This window comes from Burkholderia sp. AU30280, from assembly GCF_020420125.1.
GTDB lineage: Bacteria > Pseudomonadota > Gammaproteobacteria > Burkholderiales > Burkholderiaceae > Burkholderia.
Genome location: NZ_JAIZRY010000016.1, coordinates 25540 through 48269 on the forward strand (window position 1 = coordinate 25540; position 22730 = coordinate 48269).

The 22730-nt window shown below is 64.9% G+C and carries 17 protein-coding genes; all 17 read left to right on the forward strand.

Annotation, left to right across the window (positions count from 1 at the left end; all coding sequences use genetic code 11):
• The first annotated feature begins 94 nt into the window (after window positions 1–94).
• The 17 genes from LGN17_RS29855 (at window position 95) to LGN17_RS29935 (ending at window position 22729) form a co-directional block, all read left to right on the forward strand.
• Window positions 95–1132, forward strand: coding sequence for a sulfate ABC transporter substrate-binding protein (locus LGN17_RS29855; RefSeq protein ID WP_069256599.1), 1038 nt, complete (start codon window positions 95–97; stop codon window positions 1130–1132).
• 122 nt (window positions 1133–1254) lie between these two features.
• The gene (gene cysT / locus LGN17_RS29860; RefSeq protein ID WP_226200656.1) at window positions 1255–2154 is read left to right on the forward strand and encodes a sulfate ABC transporter permease subunit CysT; all 900 of its coding nucleotides are present in this window, start codon (window positions 1255–1257) and stop codon (window positions 2152–2154) included.
• Complete coding sequence (gene cysW / locus LGN17_RS29865) at window positions 2151–3098, forward strand: sulfate ABC transporter permease subunit CysW (RefSeq protein WP_226200657.1); 948 nt, start codon at window positions 2151–2153, stop codon at window positions 3096–3098. The genes cysT and cysW overlap by 4 nt, the downstream gene beginning before the upstream one ends.
• A 13-nt stretch (window positions 3099–3111) precedes the next feature.
• Window positions 3112–4170, forward strand: coding sequence for a sulfate/molybdate ABC transporter ATP-binding protein (locus LGN17_RS29870; protein ID WP_175970070.1), 1059 nt, complete (start codon window positions 3112–3114; stop codon window positions 4168–4170).
• Window positions 4171–4245: 75 nt separating this feature from the next.
• Window positions 4246–5172, forward strand: a complete 927-nt coding sequence (locus tag LGN17_RS29875; RefSeq protein ID WP_175955462.1) for a CysB family HTH-type transcriptional regulator — start codon at window positions 4246–4248, stop codon at window positions 5170–5172.
• Between the two features lie 502 nt (window positions 5173–5674).
• Window positions 5675–6061 carry a DUF805 domain-containing protein gene (locus LGN17_RS29880; RefSeq protein WP_226200658.1) on the forward strand — a complete coding sequence of 129 codons (387 nt, stop codon included), beginning with the start codon at window positions 5675–5677 and terminating at the stop codon, window positions 6059–6061.
• Between the two features lie 276 nt (window positions 6062–6337).
• A complete protein-coding gene (locus LGN17_RS29885; RefSeq protein WP_226200659.1) occupies window positions 6338–7288 on the forward strand; it encodes a sugar ABC transporter substrate-binding protein in 951 nt (316 codons plus the stop codon).
• 146 nt (window positions 7289–7434) lie between these two features.
• Entirely contained in the window at window positions 7435–9048 is a 1614-nt protein-coding gene (locus tag LGN17_RS29890; protein ID WP_226200660.1) for a sugar ABC transporter ATP-binding protein, read from the forward strand.
• Window positions 9045–10064 carry an ABC transporter permease gene (locus LGN17_RS29895; protein ID WP_175004679.1) on the forward strand — a complete coding sequence of 340 codons (1020 nt, stop codon included), beginning with the start codon at window positions 9045–9047 and terminating at the stop codon, window positions 10062–10064. Before LGN17_RS29890 ends, LGN17_RS29895 begins: the two co-directional genes overlap by 4 nt.
• A gap of 35 nt (window positions 10065–10099) precedes the next feature.
• Window positions 10100–11131, forward strand: coding sequence for a LacI family DNA-binding transcriptional regulator (locus LGN17_RS29900; protein WP_011351902.1), 1032 nt, complete (start codon window positions 10100–10102; stop codon window positions 11129–11131).
• Window positions 11128–12054, forward strand: a complete 927-nt coding sequence (gene rbsK / locus LGN17_RS29905) for a ribokinase (RefSeq protein WP_226200661.1) — start codon at window positions 11128–11130, stop codon at window positions 12052–12054. Before LGN17_RS29900 ends, rbsK begins: the two co-directional genes overlap by 4 nt.
• A gap of 280 nt (window positions 12055–12334) precedes the next feature.
• Window positions 12335–14101, forward strand: coding sequence for a methyl-accepting chemotaxis protein (locus LGN17_RS29910; RefSeq protein ID WP_226200662.1), 1767 nt, complete (start codon window positions 12335–12337; stop codon window positions 14099–14101).
• 551 nt (window positions 14102–14652) lie between these two features.
• Window positions 14653–16575, forward strand: coding sequence for a PrkA family serine protein kinase (locus LGN17_RS29915; RefSeq protein WP_175970062.1), 1923 nt, complete (start codon window positions 14653–14655; stop codon window positions 16573–16575).
• Between the two features lie 125 nt (window positions 16576–16700).
• Window positions 16701–17969: a YeaH/YhbH family protein gene (locus LGN17_RS29920; protein WP_039358726.1), complete on the forward strand. Its 1269-nt coding sequence runs from the start codon at window positions 16701–16703 to the stop codon at window positions 17967–17969.
• Window positions 17966–19645 carry a SpoVR family protein gene (locus tag LGN17_RS29925; RefSeq protein ID WP_089494795.1) on the forward strand — a complete coding sequence of 560 codons (1680 nt, stop codon included), beginning with the start codon at window positions 17966–17968 and terminating at the stop codon, window positions 19643–19645. Before LGN17_RS29920 ends, LGN17_RS29925 begins: the two co-directional genes overlap by 4 nt.
• A gap of 234 nt (window positions 19646–19879) precedes the next feature.
• Window positions 19880–21184 carry an MFS family transporter gene (locus tag LGN17_RS29930; protein ID WP_226200663.1) on the forward strand — a complete coding sequence of 435 codons (1305 nt, stop codon included), beginning with the start codon at window positions 19880–19882 and terminating at the stop codon, window positions 21182–21184.
• Between the two features lie 960 nt (window positions 21185–22144).
• A complete protein-coding gene (locus LGN17_RS29935; protein WP_226200664.1) occupies window positions 22145–22729 on the forward strand; it encodes a fimbrial protein in 585 nt (194 codons plus the stop codon).
• Window position 22730: the final 1 nt, after the last annotated feature.

Below are 22730 nucleotides of genomic sequence, written 5' to 3' on the forward strand. Positions count from 1 at the left end.
GTATTAAAAAATGAGGAACGATTATTTTTAATCATGTAACCCGTTCGTTAGACTGGCCCGACATCGCAATACCGACAACACTGGAGAACCAAGGATGGGCAAGCGCAACACGGGGCTGGTGGGCGGGGTGGGCCGCCTGATCGCAACACTCGCGCTGGGCGCGGCGGCGGCGCTGGGCGTCGCGACGCACGCGCAGGCCGATACGACCTTCCTGAACGTGTCGTACGACCCGACGCGCGAGCTGTATCAGGACTTCAACCAGGCGTTCGGCAAGGAGTGGAAGGCGAAGACGGGCGAGACCGTCAACTTCAAGCAGTCGCATGGCGGCTCGGGCGCGCAGGCGCGCTCGGTGCTCGACGGCCTCCAGGCCGACGTCGTGACGCTGGCGCTGGCGTACGACATCGACGCGCTCGCGAACAAGGGCCTCGTCAGCAAGGACTGGCAGAAGCGGCTGCCCGACAACGCGTCGCCGTACACCTCGACGATCGTGTTCCTGGTGCGCAAGGGCAATCCGAAGGGGATCAAGGACTGGGACGACCTGACCAAGCCGGGCATCTCGATCGTCACGCCGAATCCGAAGACGTCGGGCGGCGCGCGCTGGAACTACCTGGCCGCATGGGCATACGCGGTGCACAAGCCGGGCGGCAACGAGCAGACGGCGAAGGAATTCGTCACGAAGCTGTACAAGAACGCGGGCGTGCTCGATTCGGGCGCGCGCGGCGCGACCACGAGCTTCGTGCAGCGCGGGATCGGCGACGTGCTGATCGCATGGGAAAACGAGGCATTCCTGTCGGTCAAGGAGTTCGGTACCGACAAGTTCGAGATCGTCGTGCCGTCGGTGAGCATCCTGGCCGAGCCGCCCGTCGCGGTGGTCGACAAGGTGGTCGACAAGAAGGGCACGCGCAAGCTGGCCGATGCATACCTGAACTTCCTGTACAGCCCGCAGGGCCAGGAGATCGCGGCGCGCAACTACTACCGGCCGCGTTCGAAGAATGTGCCGGCGGAGCTGACGAAGCAGTTCCCGAAGCTGAAGCTGTACACGGTCGACGATACCTTCGGCGGCTGGACGAATGCGCAGAAGACGCATTTCGCGGACGGCGGCGTGTTCGATTCGATCTACAAGCCGCAGTAACGCCATAACGACAGCGGCGCGCCACGATAGCGCGCCGCATCCCCGACGGTCCGCCGGCGCGATTCACTGCGCCGGCGTTTGCGTCGGACCCATGAGCAGCATCGACCCAGCAAGAGCATCCGATGACGACGTACACCTTTCGCAAGCCGAGCGCGCTGCCCGGTTTCGGCGTGACGCTAGGCATCACGGTGGCCTATTTGAGCCTCGTGGTGCTGATACCGCTCGCCGCCACGTTCCTGAAGACCGCGACGCTGTCGTGGGACCAGTTCGTCACCGCCGTCACGTCGCCGCGCGTGCTCGCGTCGTACCGGCTGACGTTCTCTTCCGCGCTCGGCGGCGCGCTGATCAACGCCGTGTTCGGCTTTCTCGTCGCGTGGGTGCTCGTGCGCTACACGTTCCCGTTCAAGCGCCTCGTCGATGCGATCGTCGACCTGCCGTTCGCGCTGCCGACGTCGGTCGCCGGCATTTCGCTCGCGGCCGTTTACGCGACCAACGGCTGGGTCGGCCAGTATCTCGCGCCGCTCGGCATCAAGATCGCGTTCACGCCGGCCGGCGTGCTGGTCGCGCTGACCTTCATCGGGCTGCCGTTCGTCGTGCGCACGGTGCAGCCGGTGCTCGAGGATTTCGAGCGCGAGCAGGAAGAGGCCGCCGCGTGCCTCGGCGCGTCGCGCTGGCTGACGTTCCGCCGCGTCGTGCTGCCGGCCGTGCTGCCGGCGCTCCTCACCGGGTTCGCACTCGCGTTCGCGCGCGCGCTCGGGGAATACGGGTCGGTGATCTTCATCGCCGGCAACGTGCCGATGAAATCCGAGATCACGTCGCTGCTGATCATCACGAAGCTCGAGCAGTACGACTACGCGGGCGCGACCGCGCTCGCGGTCGTGATGCTCGTCGTGTCGTTCCTGATGCTGCTGCTGATCAACACGCTGCAGTGGTATCTGCAGCGCAGGACGAGCAAGGGCGCAAGCGGCCCCGCGCCCGCCACCGTCACCGTCACCGCCGTTGCGGCAGGAGGCCAGCAATGAGCCAGGAGGCCATCGTGCTGAAAACTCCGTCGTCGGCCGCGCAAGGGCGCGCCGCGAAGCGGCTCGACCCCGTCAGCGAGTCGCGCGTCGTGCGCTGGCTGCTCACGGGCATCGCGCTGGCGTTCCTCGCGTTCTTCCTCGTCGTGCCGCTCGCCGCGGTGTTCGTCGAGGCGCTGAGAAAGGGCGTCGGCTTCTATCTCGAATCGCTGGCCGACCCCGACGCGTGGTCGGCGATCAAGCTGACGCTGACCGTCGCTGCGATCGCCGTGCCGCTGAACCTCGTGTTCGGCGTGTGCGCATCGTGGGCGATCGCGAAATTCGAATTCCGCGGCAAGGCGCTGCTGACGACGCTGATCGACCTGCCGTTCTCGGTGTCGCCGGTGATCTCGGGTCTCGTGTACGTGCTGCTGTTCGGCGCGCAGGGCTGGCTCGGGCCATGGCTGCAGGATCACGACGTGCAGATCATCTTCGCGGTGCCGGGCATCGTGCTCGCGACGATCTTCGTCACGTTCCCGTTCGTTGCGCGCGAGCTGATTCCGCTGATGCAGGCACAAGGCACGGACGAGGAAGAAGCCGCGCGCGTGCTCGGTGCATCCGGCTGGCAGATCTTCCGCCGCGTGACGCTGCCGAACGTGAAGTGGGGGCTGCTGTACGGCGTGATCCTGTGCAATGCGCGCGCGATGGGCGAGTTCGGCGCGGTGTCGGTCGTATCCGGCCACATCCGCGGCCAGACCGACACGATGCCGCTGCACGTCGAGATCCTGTACAACGAATACAACTTCGCGGCGGCGTTCGCGGTGGCGTCGGTGCTGGCGCTGCTCGCGCTCGTCACGCTCGCGCTGAAGCTGCTCGCCGAGCGCCATCTCGCCGCCGAACTGGCCGGCGCGCGCGACACCGTTCCCGCACATGCCGGCCCCGTCGCCGCCGTGTCGTCGAAATCGTAAAGAGGCAACCAGAATGGGTATCACCGTCCGTAACCTTCAGAAGCGCTTCGGCGATTTCACGGCGCTCGACAACGTATCGCTCGACTTCCCGCCCGGCGAGCTGGTCGCGCTGCTGGGGCCGTCCGGCTGCGGCAAGACCACGCTGCTGCGCGTGATCGCCGGCCTCGAGCACGCGGACGCCGGCCAGGTCGTGCTGCAGGGGCTCGACGTCGCGTCGGTCGGCGCGCGGGATCGCCAGGTCGGTTTCGTGTTCCAGCACTACGCATTGTTCCGCCACATGACGGTCTTCGAGAACGTCGCGTTCGGGCTGCGCGTGAAGCCGCGTCGCGAGCGACCGTCGGAAAGCGCGATCCGCGACAAGGTGCACGAGTTGCTGAAGCTCGTGCAGCTCGACTGGCTCGCGCAGCGCTATCCGTCCGAGCTGTCGGGCGGCCAGCGCCAGCGCATCGCGCTCGCTCGCGCACTCGCGGTCGAGCCGAAGGTGCTGCTGCTCGACGAGCCGTTCGGCGCGCTCGACGCGAAGGTCCGCAAGGAGTTGCGCGGCTGGCTGCGTCGCCTGCACGACGACCTGCACATCTCGACGATCTTCGTCACGCACGACCAGGAGGAGGCGCTGGAAGTCGCGGACCGCATCGTCGTGCTGAACCGCGGCCATGTCGAGCAGGTCGGCAGCCCGCAGGACGTCTACGATCATCCGCAGAGCGCGTTCGTCTACGAGTTCCTCGGCGCGGCCAACCGGCTGCCGGGCACCGTCGCCGGGCGTGGCTTCGTCGCCGAGGGCGCGGCCGCGCCGATCGAGATCGATGCCGATTTCGCAGGCCCCGCGAATGCCTATGTGCGCCCGCACGACCTGCAGCTGTGGCCGATTGGCGAAGGGCACCGCGACGGCATCGCGGTGGACGTGCGCCGCGTGATTCCGCTCGGCGGGTCGGTGCGCGTGGAACTCGAGGCGCGTGCGGGCGGGGCGCTCGAGGCGGAACTCGATCGCGATGCGTGGCGTGCGCTGTCGCTGCAGGTCGGCGATGGTGCGACCGCCGTGCCGCGCGCCGTGAGGGTGTTTCCCGCGCGTTAACGCAAGAATGCAGGGCAGGGGGCGGAAATTGCTCCGATTCGACAATCAAACAACGACAGCCTAAGAGGCATACCCATGAATTTTCAGCAATTGCGGTTCGTGCGCGAAGCGGTGCGCCAGAACATGAACCTGACGGAAGTCGCGAACGTGCTGTACACGTCGCAGTCGGGCGTGTCGAAGCAGATCAAGGATCTCGAGGATGAGCTGGGCGTCGACATCTTCATCCGGCGCGGCAAGCGGCTGACGGGGCTCACGGAGCCCGGCAAGGCCGTGCACCAGCTGATCGAGCGGATGCTGCTCGACGCCGAGAACCTGCGCCGCGTTGCACGCCAGTTCGCGGATCAGGACAGCGGCCACCTCGTCGTCGCGACGACACACACGCAGGCGCGTTACGCGCTGCCGAAGGTGATCCGGCAGTTCACCGACGTGTTCCCGAAAGTGCATCTCGCGCTGCGCCAGGGCAGCCCGCAGCAGATCGCGCAGATGATCCTGAACGGCGAGGCCGATCTCGGCATCTCGACCGAGGCGCTCGACCGCTATCCGGACATCGTCACGTTCCCGTGCTATTCGTGGCACCACACGGTCGTCGTGCCGAAGGGCCATCCGCTCGTCGGCCGCGAGAACCTCACGCTCGAGGAAATCGCCGAGTATCCGATCATCACGTACGACCAGGACTTCACGGGCCGCTCGCACATCGACCAGGCGTTCACGGCGGCGGGTGCCGTGCCCGACGTCGTGCTGACCGCGATCGACGCGGACGTGATCAAGACCTATGTCGAGCTCGGAATGGGGATCGGCGTCGTCGCGGCGATGGCTTACGATCCGCAGCGTGACACGGGGCTCGTCGCGCTCGATACGCAGCACCTGTTCGAGGCGAGCACGACACGGGTCGGGCTGCGCAAGGGCGCGTTCCTGCGCGCGTATGCGTACCGGCTGATCGAGATGTTCGCGCCGCACCTGAACGAAGCGGAAATCGCGGGGATGTTGCGCGAAGCCGTTTGACGGCAGCGCGTCGTGCGCCATCCACGCTATCACCGCGGATGGCACGACGTACTTGCGTGGGTTGTCATGTATCGGGCGGCGGCAGGCGATCTGCCGCCGCCTTGGTTGTTCGACTCACGGAATCATCGATCGCCAGCGCGGTTTTCCGTCCAATTCTTCGCCGCACCCGGCGAACGACATGTATTCGCTTGCCGGCACAACGGCAAGAACAAGCAGGCGCGCTTGAACGCCTCGTTTCGGCGGCGGCCGTCATCCATACCGGACGATCCGTATCGCTGCAGATATGATTCAATGCATGTGAATGCCGGCTGACGCAGGTTCGCGTGGCCCCGCGTCACGTTCCGGATGCGCCGGTGGCGCAATGAGCAACGCCGGGGCGAAGCGCAAAAGGCGCATCCGGCAGGCCGTCCACCTTCACCAAACAATGCACGCGAATTGCCGGTCCCGGCACACTTGGAGACATATCGCGCAGTTCGCAACACGCGCGACGAAGAGGTGAACAATGAACCTGAAATGGTTTCTCTTTTCCTTCGAAGGCCGGATCGGGCGCCTGCCGTGGTGGATCTACGCGCTGGCTTCCACGGTGCTCGGTGCGATTTTCGATGCGGGTTCACGTGGCGCGCCGGAAGAGGATATGCCGCTGCTGGCGATGCTGGTGCTCGTCGTCATTGCGGTCGTCGCGGTGTGGTCGTCGATTGCGGTCGGCGTGAAGCGGCTGCACGACATCGACAAGGCGGGATGGTGGATGCTGTTGCTGTTCGTACCGATCGTCGGCGCGCTTGCGTTGTTCGTGATGAATGGGTTCATCGCCGGCACGCCGCATGCAAACCGCTTCGGCGAGCCGCCGTCAGCCGGCGAAGACGAGCCGGCGCCGCAGGACCCGGCGTGACACGGGCTCCGAATAAACCCTTAAATATTGATCAGACAGGTTGCGCGCCGGCACGAATCGGTACAGCATACCTTCACTCCGCCGGCGTCCCGCCGGCGGTGGCGTGTAATCGACAGCACGCGTCAGGCAGTCGGCCGTCTGCCTCGCCTCCATTTCGCGGTACCGACAGCAGCATCGATGGCCATTGCCCGGGTAGTGTAGCGCAAACGTTTGCTCGCATTAAAACAACAGTCAAACAATAGTCCGGCCCTCAGGGCCAGTCGCCAGGAGATGAGTATGAATGTCCGCTTTCGCCGTCGCTTCCTGACCGCCGCGCTTGCCGCCGTCGCGGTCGCTGCCGCACCGGCCGTCCACGCGCAGTCTACGGCCAAGCCGAAGGTCGCGCTCGTGATGAAGTCGCTCGCCAACGAGTTCTTCCTGACGATGGAAACGGGCGCGAAGGAATACCAGAAACACAACGCGAGCCAGTTCGACCTGATCACCAACGGCATCAAGGACGAGACCGACACGGCGAACCAGATCCGCATCGTCGAGCAGATGATCGTGTCGAAGGTCGACGCGATCGTGCTCGCGCCGGCTGATTCGAAGGCGCTCGTGCCGGTCGTGAAGAAGGCCGTCGACGCGGGCATCATCGTCGTGAACATCGACAACCGGCTCGATCCCGATGTGCTGAAGTCGAAGAACCTGAACGTGCCGTTCGTCGGTCCGGACAACCGCAAGGGCGCGCGCAAGATCGGTGATTACCTCGCGAAGCGGCTGAAGGCGGGCGACCAGGTCGGTATCGTCGAAGGCGTGTCGACGACGACGAACGCGCAGCAGCGCACGGCCGGTTTCCAGGACGCGATGAAGGCGGGCGGGATGAAGGTCGTGTCGGTGCAATCCGGCGAATGGGAGATCGACAAGGGCAATGCGGTCGCTGCCGCGATGCTCAACGAATACCCGAACCTGAAGGCGCTGCTGTGCGGTAACGACAACATGGCGATCGGCGCCGTGTCGGCCGTGCGCGCAGCCGGCAAGCAGGGCAAGGTGCTCGTGGTCGGCTACGACAACATCAACGCGATCAAGCCGATGCTGAAGGACGGCCGCGTGCTCGCGACCGCCGATCAGTACGCAGCGAAGCAGGCCGTGTTCGGTATCGACACGGCGCTCAAGGCGATCGCGGAGCATCGCAAGCAGGCCGACTTGTCGGGCGTGGTCGAGACGCCGGTGGATCTCGTGACGAAGTGACGCGGCCCCCGATGCGGCCGCCGTCCTCAAGAATTCGGCGCGGCGGCCGTTATCCGGGGTGAGCGCGATCACGGCCACTGCATGCACATGCACTTGTGAGCGTCCCACCCGCGCGCCGCGTGCGCGCGGCCGCAACCAGGATCGCGATGGACCCGACTTTCCAACCCTCCCGCGCAGCCACTCCCGTGCTGTCCGTATCCGGCATCGGCAAGACCTATGCCGAACCCGTGCTCGCCGACGTCACGCTGACGCTCGAGCCGGGCCACGCGCTTGCGTTGACGGGTGAGAACGGCGCCGGCAAGAGCACGCTGTCGAAGATCATCGGCGGGCTCGTCGAGCCGACCGCCGGCACGATGCAACTCGGCGGCCAGCCTTATGCGCCGGCGAGCCGGTCGCAGGCCGAGGCGCTCGGCGTGCGCATGGTGATGCAGGAGTTGAACCTGCTGCCCACACTGACGGTCGCCGAGAACCTGTTCCTGAACCGCCTGCCGCGGCGTTTCGGGATCATCGATCGCGCGCGGCTGCGCGACGATGCGCGGGCCGCGATGGCGCAGGTCGGGCTCGACACGGTCGATCCCGATACGCCGGTGGGCGCGCTCGGCATCGGCCACCAGCAGATGGTCGAGATCGCACGCAACCTGATCGGCGACTGCCGCGTGCTGATTCTCGACGAACCGACCGCGATGCTGACCGCGCGTGAAGTCGAGCTGTTGTTCGAACAGATCGACCGGCTGAAGGCGCGCGGCGTCGCGATCATCTACATCTCGCACCGGCTCGAGGAACTCGCGCGTGTCGCCGAGCGTGTCGCGGTGCTGCGCGATGGCCGGCTCGTGCATGCGGGCGACATGGCGACGACGACGTCCGACGGGCTCGTCACGCTGATGGTCGGGCGCGAGATCGGCGAGCACATCGATCTCGGCGAGCGCCATATCGGCGCGCCGCGGCTCGTCGTGTCGGGCCTCACCCGCGGGGCGGCGGTGCGCGACGTGTCGCTCGAGGTGCGCGCGGGCGAGATCTTCGGCATCTCGGGGTTGATCGGCGCGGGGCGTACCGAACTGCTGCGGCTGATCTACGGCGCGGATGCGCCGGACGCGGGGACGATCGCGGTCGGCCAGCCGCCGAAGCCGACGCGGATCGCCTCGCCCGTCGAGGCGGTGAAGCACGGCATCGCGCTGATCACCGAGGATCGCAAGGGTGAGGGGCTGCTACTGACGCAGTCGATCACCGCGAACGTGTCGCTCGGCCAGCTCGACCGGCTCGCGCGCGGCGGGATCGTCGACGGCGCGCGCGAAACGGCGCTCGCCGAACAGCAGATCGACGCGCTACGGATCCGCACGCACGGCGCGACGCAGGTGGTCGGCGAGCTGTCGGGCGGCAACCAGCAGAAGGTCGTGATCGGACGATGGCTCGCGCGCGACATGGGCGTGCTGCTGTTCGACGAGCCGACGCGCGGGATCGACGTCGGCGCAAAGTTCGAGATCTACACTTTGATGGGCGCGCTCGCGCGCGAAGGCCGCGCGCTTGTCGTCGTGTCGAGCGACTTGCGCGAGCTGATGCTGATCTGCGACCGGATCGGCGTGATGTCGGCCGGCCGCATGACCGCCGTGTTCGAGCGCGGCAACTGGACCCAGGATGCGCTGCTGGCGGCGGCGTTCGCCGGCTTCGGCCGCGACGCGCCGCCGGGCGGCGCGCAGCATCCGGACGCAGGGCAGGCGCCAGGCGCCGCCCCGGGTACTTCGACGACAGGACGACAGCAATGACCCAGCCTCCCGTAACCCCGACCGACGCAGGCGCGCAGCAGGACGTGACCGGGCGCCGCGCGCGCACGCTGTCCGGCACGCGGCTCGGCCTGTCGAACTACCTCGGGCTCGCCGGCGCGCTCGCCGCGATGATCGTGCTGTTTTCGACGCTGAGCTCGCATTTCCTGACCTACGATACGTTCAGTACGATCGCGAACCAGATTCCCGATCTCGTCGTCATGTCGGTCGGGATGACCTTCGTGCTGATCATCGCCGGGATCGACCTGTCGGTCGGCTCGGTGCTCGCGCTCGCCGCGTCGATGGTCAGCGTCGCCGCACTGAAATGGCAGTGGGGGCCGCTGCCGGCCGCGCTGATCGGCATCGCGGTCGCGACCGTCACGGGCGCGCTGACGGGCGCGGTCACGGTCGGCTGGCGGATCCCGTCGTTCATCGTGTCGCTCGGTGTACTGGAGGCCGCGCGCGGCCTCGCGTACCAGCTGACGAATTCGCGCACGGCCTACATCGGCGACGCGTTCGATTTCCTGTCGAACCCGATCGCGCTCGGCATTTCGCCGGCGTTCCTGATCGCGGTCGCGGTAATGATCGCGGCGCAGTTCGTACTGACGCGCACCGTGTTCGGACGCTATCTCGTCGGGATCGGCACGAACGAAGAAGCCGTCCGACTTGCAGGGGTTAACCCGAGGCCGTATAAAATCCTCGTATTCGCGTTGATGGGCGCGCTCGCAGGGCTTGCGTCGCTGTTCCAGATTTCGCGGCTCGAAGCGGCCGACCCGAATGCGGGCGTCGGCCTCGAACTGCAGGTGATCGCCGCCGTCGTGATTGGCGGCACGAGCCTGATGGGCGGGCGCGGCTCGGTGATCAGCACGTTCTTCGGCGTGTTGATCATCTCCGTGCTGGCCGCGGGGCTGGCGCAGATCGGCGCGAACGAGCCGACGAAACGGATCATCACCGGCGCGGTGATCGTGGTGGCGGTCGTGCTCGATACGTATCGCAGCCGGCGCACGCGCGTGCGGTAGAACGACAGACAGAACAGACCAGAGAGAAACGGGAAATGGCGACGATCAAGGATGTGGCAGCCATGGCGGGCGTGTCGTTTACGACCGTCTCGCACGTGGTGAACAATTCGAGGCCAGTGTCCGCGGACGTGCGTGCGAAGGTCGAGGGTGCAATCCGCGAGCTGAATTACGTGCCGTCGGCGGTGGCACGCTCGCTGAAGGCGCGTGCGACGGCGACCATCGGCCTCGTCGTGCCGAACAGCACGAATCCGTACTTCGCGGAGCTTGCGCGCGGCATCGAGGATCAGTGCGCGGCCAACGGCTATTGCGTGTTCTTCTGCAACTCGGATGACGATCCCGTGAAGCAGCGCAACTACCTGCGCGTGCTGCAGGAAAAGCGCATCGACGGGCTGATCGTTGCATCGGCGGGCGAAGACGCGGTGCTCGCGCAGACGCTCGCGGACATCCATGCGCCGCTCGTCGTCGTCGACCGCAACATCGAGGGGCTGGCGGCCGACCTCGTGCAGATCGACCACGAGCGCGGCGCATACCTGGCGACGCGCCATCTGCTCGAACTCGGGCACGCGAAGATCGGCTGCATCACGGGGCCGACCGACACGGCGGTCAGCGCGATGCGCGTGCACGGCTTCATCCGCGCGATGGCCGAACGCGGCGTCGACATCGTGCCGGGCGCGATCGCGGAAAGCGACTTTTCGTGCCTCGGCGGTTATCACGCCGCGTCGCGGCTGTTCGAATCGGTGCGGCCGAGCGCGATCTTCGCGGGCAACGACCTGATGGGCGTCGGCGCGCTGCGCGCGGCGGCCGAGCGCGGCATGCGCGTGCCCGACGATTGTTCGATCATCGGGTTCGACGACATCGAATTCTCCCGCTACACGTATCCGGCACTGTCGACGGTCGGCCAGTCGGTGCGCGCCCTCGGCGAAATGGCCGCGCAGACGCTGATCGAGCGGATCGGCGGCGGATCGACCGCCGTGCCGAGCCGTCGCCGCGTCGTGTCGCCGCGCCTCGTGCTGCGTGAATCGACGGCGATCTACCGCGAACCGCCGGCATCGGGCGGTCGCGCATGACCGCGCCCGCAGCAGGCGCCGGCCGCGTGACGGTGGTCGGCAGCCTCAACATGGATCTCGTCGTGCGCGCGCCGCGTTTGCCGCTGCCGGGCGAAACGCTCGCCGGCCATGCGTTCGCGCAGGCGGCGGGCGGCAAGGGCGGCAATCAGGCCGTCGCGGCCGCACGGCTCGGTGCGCGGGTCGCGATGATCGGCTGTGTCGGCGCGGATGCGCACGGCGCGGCGTTGCGCACGGGCCTCGAAGCCGAGGGAATCGACTGTGCGGGGCTCGCGACGAGCGCGTCGGCATCGACCGGCGTTGCGCTGATCGTCGTCGACGATGCGAGCCAGAACGCGATCGTGATCGTCGCGGGCGGCAACGGCGAGGTCACGACCGAGACGATCGCACGGCACGAGGCCGCACTGGCGTCGGCCGATGTGCTGATCTGCCAGCTCGAGACGCCGCCGGACGCGGTGTTCGCGGCGCTGTCGGCCGGGCGTCGGCTCGGCCGCACGGTGGTGCTCAATCCGGCCCCGGCCGTCGCACCGCTGCCGGCCGGCTGGCTGCCGCTCGTGGATTACCTGATCCCGAACGAGGTCGAGGCGGCCGCGCTGACCGCGCTGCCGGTGCGCGACCCGGTGGAGGCAGAAGCCGCCGCGCGCGTGCTGCAGGCCGGCGGAGCACGCAACGTGCTGGTGACGCTGGGCGCGCGCGGCGTGCTTGCGCTGACGGCCGATGGCGCGGCACGGCATTATCCGGCGCCGGCCGTGCAGGCCGTCGACACGACGGCGGCCGGCGATACCTTCATCGGCGGCTTTTCCGCGCGGCTCGCGGCGGGCGCGGACGTCGACACGGCCATCCGCTTCGCGCAACGCGCAGCGGCACTGTCGGTCACGCGCGCGGGCGCGCAACCGTCGATTCCCACGCTTGCCGAACTGGCCTGATAGGGCTGGATCACGCATCGCGGCCGGCTCGTCGCAAACGACGGCCGGCGGCGGATCCGCGACGCTCGCCGGCAGCCGGGAACCTCCTATTGCCTGGCTTGCAGGACATGCTGAAGCGCGCATTTTCATTCAGCTATTTGTAATAAACAGACGAATAATTCGAAAAAATAGCGGAAACACCATCAAGTTGTGCGGCGCATGGTCGTAAATGCACCGAGCGAAGCAATGCTTCGAAGCGACGGGCCTGTCCCGTCCATCACGACGCAACACAGGAAGGATGATGGTGTTCAAAAACCTGACGATTCGTGCGCGCATCGGTTTCACGATGGCGTTTCTGGCGGTGCTCCTGGGTGTGATCGGCGGGCTCGGCGTGTACGGGATGACGCGCGCGAACGATACGACGCGCGATATTTTCACGAACCAGATGCCGAGCGCGGTCGACGTTTCGGTGGCCGAGATCTACGCTGCGCGCGAACGCCTGGCGCTCGACCGCGCGGCGCTCCTGGCCGGCTCGCCGGACGCGGCGGCCGCCGTCGAACGCAGCCGCGCGATGCGCGCGCAGTCCGATACGTGGTGGCAGAAGTACCTCGCGTTGCCGCGCGGGCCGGAGGAAGACCGGCTCGCCCAGGACGTCGCCGCAAAGCGGCAGGCACTGCAGCACGAGTGTGACGCGTTCGCGAGCGTGATCGGGGCGAATCAGGCCGACCGGATCGGCGAAGGCGCGAAGCAGCTCCAGGTGCGCTACAACGACCTCGCGATGGCGAGCGAGGCGCTGCGCAACTTCCAGTTCACCGATGCGCAAGCCGGCTTCGATCACGCGGAATCGACGTACGACACGCTGCGCGTGCTGGCGATCGTCGCGTTGTTGGCCGGCTTTGGCGCCGCGGTCGTGTCGTGGCTGACGCTGAGCCGCGCGATCGGCCGCCCGATTGCCGACGCGCTCGCGCATTTCGACGCCATTGCCGCGGGCGACCTGCGCCGGCCGATCGTCGTGGACCGGCATGACGAGATGGGCCAGCTTCTCGAGGGCCTCGGCAAGATGCAGCGCGGGCTCGTCGACACGGTGCGCACCGTGCGCGGTGGCAGCGAGTCGATCGCGACCGCGGCGCGCCAGATTGCGGCCGGCAACATCGACCTGTCGTCGCGCACCGAGGAACAGGCCGCGGCGCTGCAGGAAACCGCGTCGAGCATGGAGCAACTGACCGGCACCGTGAAACAGAACGCGGACAATGCACGCCAGGCGAGTTCGCTGGCCGCGAATGCGTCGGAGATTGCAAACAAGGGCAATACGGTGGTCCGCCAGGTGGTCGGCACGATGGGCGAGATCAACGACAGCTCGGCAAAGATCGCGGACATCATTGCCATCATCGAAGGAATCGCGTTCCAGACCAACATTCTTGCGCTGAATGCAGCAGTCGAAGCCGCGCGGGCCGGCGAAGAAGGCCGCGGTTTCGCGGTCGTCGCGGGCGAGGTGCGCAGTCTGGCCCAGCGTTCGTCGACCGCGGCCAAGGAGATCAAGGTGCTGATCGACGCATCGGTGGAGCGCATCCGGTCGGGTTCCACGCTGGTCGATGAAGCAGGGCGCACGATGAGCGACGTGATCGGTGCGGTGCAACGCGTGACCGACATCATGGGCGAGATCGCGGCGGCGTCCGAGGAACAGAGTGGCGGGATCGACCAGGTGGCGCGCGCGGTCGCGCAGATGGACGAGGTCACGCAGCAGAATGCGGCGCTCGTCGAGGAAGCCGCGGCCGCCGCGCAATCGCTCGACGAACAGGCCGGACGCCTGCGTGAAACGGCAGCGGTGTTCCAGCTCGACGACGACACGTCACGTTCCGGCGGCGCCGCACCGGTTGCGGTGCGTCACGCGCCGCGTGCGCCCGCCGCAGCGGTTGCCGCGCCCGTCCAGGCTGCTGCGCGCGACGATCGCGATGCGCCGCCGAAACGCGCGGCCGCAGCGGCGCCGGTGCGCAAGCCCGTCGCTGCTTCTGCGGCGCCGGCACAGACTGCCGTTAGCGCTGGCTCGGACGACTGGGAAACCTTCTGATTCGCGCTTGCCGCGCATCTCTCCCCATTTGGTGACGAACGACGCCCGCGACATGCGGGCGTCGTCGTTTTCGCGGCTGAAAAATGTGACAGGCGGCGCGCACGAATGACGATCGCGCATCGTCGCGCGCATCGCGTGACCTGCATCGACGGATGCGTGCATCGGTGCACGTGACGTTCCCACGTCCGTCGTACGGGTATCTCCGTAAGGGCACTGCGAAAAAAATTTGTAACGGCACGCGCAACGTGTCGTCGAAAACGACCGCTCGAACGTATAGGGATGAAGGGGAGAAGTGACGACGCCGGATGTGTCCAACACACAAGACGTTCCGTCGTTCGACGAGATGCGCCGGATGCAGTTTCTGCGACTCGGGAGATCGATTGTAAAACGACGAAATGTGTTGTCCAAGCGGTGTTGTCGAGAATGACGAACTTCATACGAAGAGTTCGTGAAAAAAAATAAGAAAGGGTTTAGGATGAATTCGAACGCGCTTGCTTCTGCGCAGTCGTACGAAGGCAGGCAAGTCTTCAGACTCAGGCGAGGGAGGTAGCATGGATATTTACAGCAGCTTCGCGAACCGCTTCGAAAAAACGCGAGAGGAAGAGCTCTCGCTGGAGGAGTATCTCGCGCTCTGCAAGAACGATCCATCCGCGTACGCGACGGCTGGTGAACGCATGCTGGCAGCAATCGGGGAACCTGAACATGTCGATACCCGCAACGACCCGCGCCTGTCGCGGATCTTTGCGAACAAGGTCATCAAGGTCTATCCCGCGTTCCGTGAGTTCTACGGAATGGAGGAGGTGATCGAGCAGGTGGTCGCCTATTTCCGCCACGCTGCACAAGGGCTCGAAGAGAAGAAGCAGATCCTCTATCTGCTTGGCCCGGTGGGCGGCGGCAAGTCGTCGATCGCCGAGCGTCTGAAGCAACTGATGGAGCGCGTGCCGTTCTATTCGCTGAAGGGTTCGCCCGTCAACGAATCGCCGCTCGGGCTGTTCGACTACGACGAAGACGGCCCGATCCTCGAGGAACAATACGGCATTCCGCGCCGCTACCTGAAGAACATCCTGAGTCCGTGGGCCGTCAAGCGGCTGCACGAATACAACGGCGACATCCGCCAGTTCCGCGTGGTGCGCCGCTATCCGTCGATCCTGCGGCAGGTCGGCATCGCGAAGACGGAGCCGGGTGACGAGAACAACCAGGACATCTCGTCGCTGGTCGGCAAGGTCGATATCCGCAAGCTCGAACAGTACGCGCAGGACGATGCCGACGCGTACAGCTACTCGGGTGGCCTGTGCCTGGCGAACCAGGGCCTGCTCGAGTTCGTCGAAATGTTCAAGGCGCCGATCAAGGTGTTGCACCCGCTGCTCACCGCCACCCAGGAAGGCAACTTCAAGGGCACCGAGGGCTTCGGCGCGATTCCGTTCGACGGCATCATCCTCGCGCACTCGAACGAGTCGGAGTGGAAGGCGTTCCGCAACAACCGCAACAACGAGGCACTGCTCGACCGGATCTTCGTCGTGAAGGTGCCGTATTGCCTGCGCGTCTCGGAAGAGACCAAGATCTACGAGAAGCTGATCCGCAACTCGTCGCTGGCCGAGGCCGTCTGCGCGCCGGGCACGCTGAAGATGATGTCGCAGTTCTCGGTGCTGTCCCGCCTGCACGAGCCGGAGAATTCGAGCCTGTTCTCGAAGATGCAGGTGTATGACGGCGAGAACCTCAAGGACACCGATCCGAAGGCGAAGTCGTACCAGGAATACCGCGATTACGCGGGCGTGGACGAAGGGATGACGGGCGTGTCGACGCGCTTCGCGTTCAAGATCCTGTCGCGCGTGTTCAACTTCGATTCGAGCGAGGTCGCGGCCAACCCCGTGCACCTGATGTACGTGCTCGAACAGCAGATCGAACGCGAGCAGTTCCCGCCGGAAACCGAGCAGAAGTACCTGTCCTTCGTGAAGGACGTACTCGCGTCGCGCTACGCGGAATTCATCGGCAAGGAGATCCAGACGGCCTACCTCGAGTCGTATTCGGAGTATGGCCAGAACATCTTCGACCGCTACGTCACGTATGCGGACTTCTGGATCCAGGACCAGGAATTCCGCGATCACGACACGGGCGAGAGCTTCGACCGCGCCGCGCTGAACGCGGAGCTCGAGAAGATCGAGAAGCCGGCCGGCATCAGTAATCCGAAGGATTACCGCAACGAGATCGTGAACTTCGTGTTGCGTGCACGGGCGGCGAATGCCGGCAAGAACCCCGTGTGGACGAGCTACGAGAAGTTGCGCGTCGTGATCGAGAAGAAGATGTTCTCGAACACCGAGGAACTGCTGCCGGTGATTTCGTTCAACGCCAAGGGTTCGGCGGAGGAGCAGCGCAAGCATGAGGACTTTGTGAACCGGATGGTCGCGAAGGGCTATACGCCGAAGCAGGTGAGGCTGCTTTGCGACTGGTACCTGCGTGTGCGCAAGTCGTCATGACGCGCGCGGTACCGAGCCCGTACGGCGTCGCCGTACGGGCGCTTTCAGAGACGCCGCCCGCATGACGGGAGACGGCATGTGCGGCGAGCGTCCCGGCATATCGACTTTCGAGCGGGAGACCGGCAGTGCTTCATCAAATCATCGACCGCAGGCTGGCCGGCAAGAACAAGAGTATCGCCAACCGCGAACGCTTTCTGCGTCGCGTCAAGAACTACATTCGTCGTGCCGTGTCGGACGCGGTGCGCGACCGTAGCATCAAGGATATCCAGAGCACGCAGAGCATCACGATCCCGCGCAAGGACATCGCGGAGCCGAATTTTCGGCACGCGCCTGGCGGGCGTCGTGAATACGTGCACCCCGGCAACGAGGACTACGTGCGCGGCGACAAGATCCCGCGTCCGCAGGGTGGCTCGGGCGGCGGAGGCAGCCAGGCGAGCAACGAGGGCGAAGGGCAGGACGACTTCGTGTTCGAGTTGTCGCGTGACGAGTTCATGCAGTACTTCTTCGACGATCTCGAACTGCCGCGCCTCGTGAAGACGCACCTGTTGACGGTGCCGAGCTGGAAGAACGTGCGCGCGGGCTGGTCGGCGGAAGGCACGCCAAACAACATCGATGTCGTGCGGTCGCTGCGCAGCGCGCTCGGGCGCCGCATCGCGCTCGGCTCGCCGCTCGTCAACGAGCTGCGCGAACTCGAAGCGCAGCTGGAGGCGATGAAGAGCGATCCGGAAGACCGGCGCGCGGAGATCGCGGTGCTCGAGGCCGAGATCCATCACCTGAAGGGGCGCATCTGGCGGATTCCGTTCATCGATCCGTTCGACTTGCGCTACATCAACCGCGTGAAGCAGCCGCAGCCTTCGAGCCAGGCCGTGATGTTCTGCCTGATGGACGTGTCGGGCTCGATGGACGAGCAGCGCAAGGATCTGTCGAAGCGCTTCTTCATCCTGCTTTACCTGTTCCTCAAGCGGAACTACGAGCGCATCGAGGTCGTGTTCATCCGTCACCACACGCGCGCCGAGGAAGTCGACGAAGACACCTTCTTCCATTCGACCGAGAGCGGCGGCACGGTGGTGTCGAGCGCGCTCGAGCTGATGCGCAAGGTGATGAACGAGCGCTACTCGCCGACCGAGTGGAACATCTACGGCGCGCAGGCATCCGACGGCGACAACTGGACCGACGATTCGCCCAAGTGTCGCAAAATCCTGGAAGAGGATATCCTCACGAAGACGCGTTACTTCGCGTATATCCAGGTCGCGCCGGAAGAGCAGAACCTGTGGCTGGAATACGCGCAACTAGCCTTGTCACAGCCGCATCTCGCGATGAAAAAAGTGGAATCGGCTGCCGACATTTACCCGGTATTTCGCGAATTGTTCGAAAAGCAGGTGGAAATGTCATGACGACCCGCCATCTGCACAACGAGTCGCGCGGCTATGCGCCGCGCCCTTCCGGCGACGACACGGCCGGCCCTGCCGCATCGCAGCAACGCGGGCAGGCCGAACCGCCGCCGCCGGCCGCCGACTTGCCCGGCCCAGGGCAAAAGGAAGCGCGTATGAACGTTGCCGAACGCAAGCCGCTGCCGTGCCCGTCCGACTGGACGTTCGAACTGCTTGAGGAATACGACACGCACATCTCGCAGGTCGCCGAACAATACGAGCTCGACATCTACCCGATCCAGCTCGAACTGATCAGCGCCGAGCAGATGATGGATGCGTATGCGTCGGTCGGGATGCCCGTCAACTACCGTCACTGGTCGTTCGGCAAGCACTTCCTGTCGACCGAGAAGAGCTACCGTCGCGGCCAGATGGGGCTCGCGTACGAAATCGTCATCAACTCGAACCCGTGCATCGCGTACCTGATGGAAGAGAACACGATGACGATGCAGGCGCTCGTCATCGCGCACGCGGCGTACGGACACAACTCGTTCTTCAAGGGCAACTACCTGTTCCGGCTGTGGACCGACGCGCACGCGATCATCGACTATCTCGTGTACGCGAAGAACTACGTGGCGGAATGCGAGGAGCGCTACGGCCTCGATCGCGTGGAGGAACTGCTGGATTCGTGCCATGCGCTGATGAACTACGGCGTCGACCGCTACAAGCGGCCGCAGAAGCCTTCGCTGTCGAAGGAAGCCGCGCTGCGGCGCGAACGCGAGGCGTACCTGCAGTCGCAGGTGAACGAACTGTGGCGCACGCTGCCGGGCAAGAAGCCCGAGCTGATGGAGGAGCAGGAGGATCGCTATCCGCCCGAGCCGCAGGAGAACCTGCTGTATTTCGCGGAGAAGAACGCGCCGTTGCTCGAACCGTGGGAGCGGGAAGTGATCCGCATCGTGCGCAAGATCGGCCAGTATTTCTACCCGCAGCGGCAGACGCAGGTGATGAACGAAGGCTGGGCGACGTTCTGGCACTACACGCTGCTGAACACGCTGTACAACCAGGGGAAGCTGGAAGACAGCTTCATGATGGAGTTCCTGCATTCGCACAGCAACGTGGTCTACCAGCCGCCCGTCACGAAACCGTACTACAGCGGGATCAACCCGTATGCGCTCGGCTTCTCGATGATGAGCGACATCCGGCGGATCTGCGAAGCGCCGACTGAGGAAGACTACAAGTGGTTTCCGGAGATCGCGGGCACCCCGTGGCTGCCGGCGATGCACTACGCGATGCGCAACTTCAAGGACGAGAGCTTCATCGCGCAGTACCTGTCGCCGAGCCTGATCCGCGACATGCGGCTCTTCTCGGTGCTTGACGACGACATGCGCGATTCGCTCGAGGTGTCGGCGATCCACGACGATTCAGGCTACCAGTACGTGCGGCAGGCGCTGTCGAGGCAGTACGACATCCATCACCGCGAGCCGAACATCCAGGTGTGGGCGGTGAACACGCGCGGTGACCGCAGTCTCACGCTGCGCCACTTCATGACCGACAACCGCCACCTGTCGAACGACAGCGACGAGGTGCTCAAGCACATGGCGCGGCTGTGGCAGTTCGACGTGTTCCTGGAAAGCGTCGACGAGGCCGGCACCGTGCGCAAGCGCTACGAGTGCCGCTACGTGCCGCCGGAGGTGCGGATCTGAGCCTCGCCTGCAGAAAGTTTGCATCGAACGCCAGCCTGCGGGCTGGCGTTTTCATATGACGAACACATGGCGGGAGAAGAATTTTCTACATCCGGACGAACCCGGAGAGCCTGTTACTTTACATTTCGCTAAAATCCCGTAGCGCCGTGCGCCGGAACCGGTGCCACATGCGACCGCACGCGGCGGCCCCCGCCGTCTCGCCCAGAAAGCACTAAAAAAGGAACTGACCCATCCATGGACGTCCAGACCGACCAAGTCGCGCTGTCCGCGCACGACACCCGGCGGCGCGTGTTCGCCATCGTCGGCGCCTCGTCGGGCAACCTCGTCGAGTGGTTCGACTTCTACATCTATTCGTTCTGCGCGCTGTACTTCGCGCCGGCGTTCTTCCCGAGCGGTAACACGACGACGCAGTTGCTGAACACGGCGGGCGTGTTCGCGGCCGGCTTCCTGATGCGTCCGATCGGCGGCTGGCTGTTCGGCCGCATCGCCGACCGCCACGGCCGCCGCAACGCGATGATGATCTCCGTGCTGATGATGTGCGGCGGCTCGCTCGTGATCGCGGTGCTGCCGACCTATGCGCAGATCGGCGCGCTCGCGCCGGCGCTGCTGCTGGTCGCGCGGCTGTTCCAGGGGCTGTCGGTGGGCGGCGAATACGGCACGAGCGCGACCTACATGAGCGAGGTGGCGCTGAAGGGCCGCCGCGGTTTCTTCGCGTCGTTCCAGTACGTGACGCTGATCGGCGGCCAGCTGTGCGCGCTGCTCGTGCTCGTGATCCTGCAGCAGACGCTGTCGGCCGACGAACTGAAGGCGTGGGGCTGGCGCATTCCGTTCGTGGTCGGCGCGGCGGCCGCGCTGATCTCGCTGTACCTGCGCAAGTCGCTCGACGAAACGTCGACGAGCGCGTCGCGCGACAAGAAAAACGCGGGCACGATCCGCGGCGTGTGGCAGCACAAGGGCGCGTTCTTCACAGTGGTCGGCTTCACGGCCGGCGGCTCGCTGATCTTCTACACGTTCACGACGTACATGCAGAAGTACCTCGTCAACACGGCCGGCATGCATGCGAAGACGGCCAGCAACGTGATGACCGTCGCGCTGCTCGTCTACATGCTGATGCAGCCGGTGTTCGGTGCGCTGTCCGACAAGATCGGCCGCCGCACGTCGATGATCCTGTTCGGTTCGTTCGCGGTGATCGGCACGGTGCCGCTGATGCATGCGCTGAAGGACGTGACGAGCCCGGTGGCCGCATTCGTGCTGATCACCGTCGCGCTCGCGATCGTCAGCTTCTACACGTCGATCAGCGGCCTGATCAAGGCCGAGATGTTCCCGCCGGAAGTGCGCGCGATGGGCGTCGGCCTGTCGTACGCGGTCGCGAACGCGATCTTCGGCGGGTCGGCGGAGTATGTCGCGCTGTGGTTCAAGTCGATCGGCAGCGAGGAAACCTTCTACTGGTACGTGACCGTGCTGTGCGCGATCTCGCTGATCGTGTCGTGGCGGATGCGCGATCCGAGCAAGGAAGGGTATCTGCGTCACGAGCCGTGATCGCGGGCGGCGCTGCCCGACCATTCGTCCGGTGCAGCCCGGCGCGCCACCAGCGGCGTCCCGCCATTGCGGCGGGGCGCCGTTTTTTTTTGCGGTTGCGGACCGGCCATGTTCGTGCGAACCCGTGCAAGCGTATCGCCGCGCGCGCGATATCGATATGGCGATCCGTTCGTTGTCGCCGGCCGGCGATCCTTTTATCCTGAACCCGTAGTTCGTGTGACACCTCCTTGACTGGGATTCGCGCCCGCTGCTTGCAGCGGGCGTTTTTTTGCGTGCAGCGTCCGGTGCCGGGCGAGAAACGTGGATGTCGGCCCGGAACGATGCGTTTGGGACAAGTTCGTAACGATATCTGCGTCGATGCGGTCGCGCGAAGAAATGGGGCTCGCAATGATGCCCCGGTACGAAACGCGAATTCAGATTGTCAATATGCCATATGCACAGTTAACTCATGGGTCGAATGACCGAGAGGAGGTGCGCTCGGTTATACGATTTGTCAAATTTTCCATCTTCATCAATAGGACATCCTTGATTAATCGAATTTCAAGATAATCAATTGTTGTCTTTATTGATGAATGTGATGATTTTTTTGATGGCTTTGCGCGTTCCGCGATGAAAGTGCCGATAGGACTGCCTGTCCGGCCGCGACTGGAAGCCGACTCGAGCACCGTGCGCGTGATCCGGCCGGCATGCGCAGAGAGTCGTGACCTCGCCCGCGCGCGCGGCTATCGACTCGGCGCAGTCATTCTAATTTCTTCCGAATGGACAAATGGTTCCGATATTTCTTACTCGTACGATATCGGGAAATCGTTTGGGTAAATAAAATGACTCGGTCGTCATTTTTTCGGATGGAATCATCCGGTATTCCGGAATAAGGCGATCCGATCCGTGTCGCGGGCAGTCGGCCCGCGTATCGATCGGTTTTTTCCGAGAAAAATCGTCCATTTTTAGAGGAATTCAACGATGAAAATGAATCTGCTTCGGGGTTGCGTTGCAGCGAGTATCGCGAGCGTCGCACTGGTGCCGTCGGTTTCCCACGCATTCGACGGCCAGCTCGATTTCTACGGCAGCATCTCCGACGTCACCTGCAACATCAATGGCGAAGCGCCCGGGTCCGGCAACCGGACAGAAGTGCAACTCGGCGATCGCATCAGCCCGAGCACCTTCAACAACATCGGTGCGACGTCGGCGCCCGTCACGTTCAACCTCGCTATCGGCGGCAATACGGGCTGTACCAACGGCACGAAGGTCGTGATCGATTTCGACCCGGTGTCGGTCAACATCAATCCGGCGACCGGCAACCTGAAGCTCATCGGCACCAAGCCGGCGGAAGGCGTCGAGATCCAGATCAGCGACGCGGGTAACGGAAAGAACGGCAAGATCACGCTCGGCAAGCCGCAGAACATCGCGGATGCCCAGGTCGCGACCATCGCGAACAACACCGCGACCCTGACCTATGCGGCGTCGTACGTGTCGACGGCCGCGCCGGATGCGATCAAGACCGGTTCGGGCAACTCGTTCATTCGCTATATGCTCGCTTACCACTGAT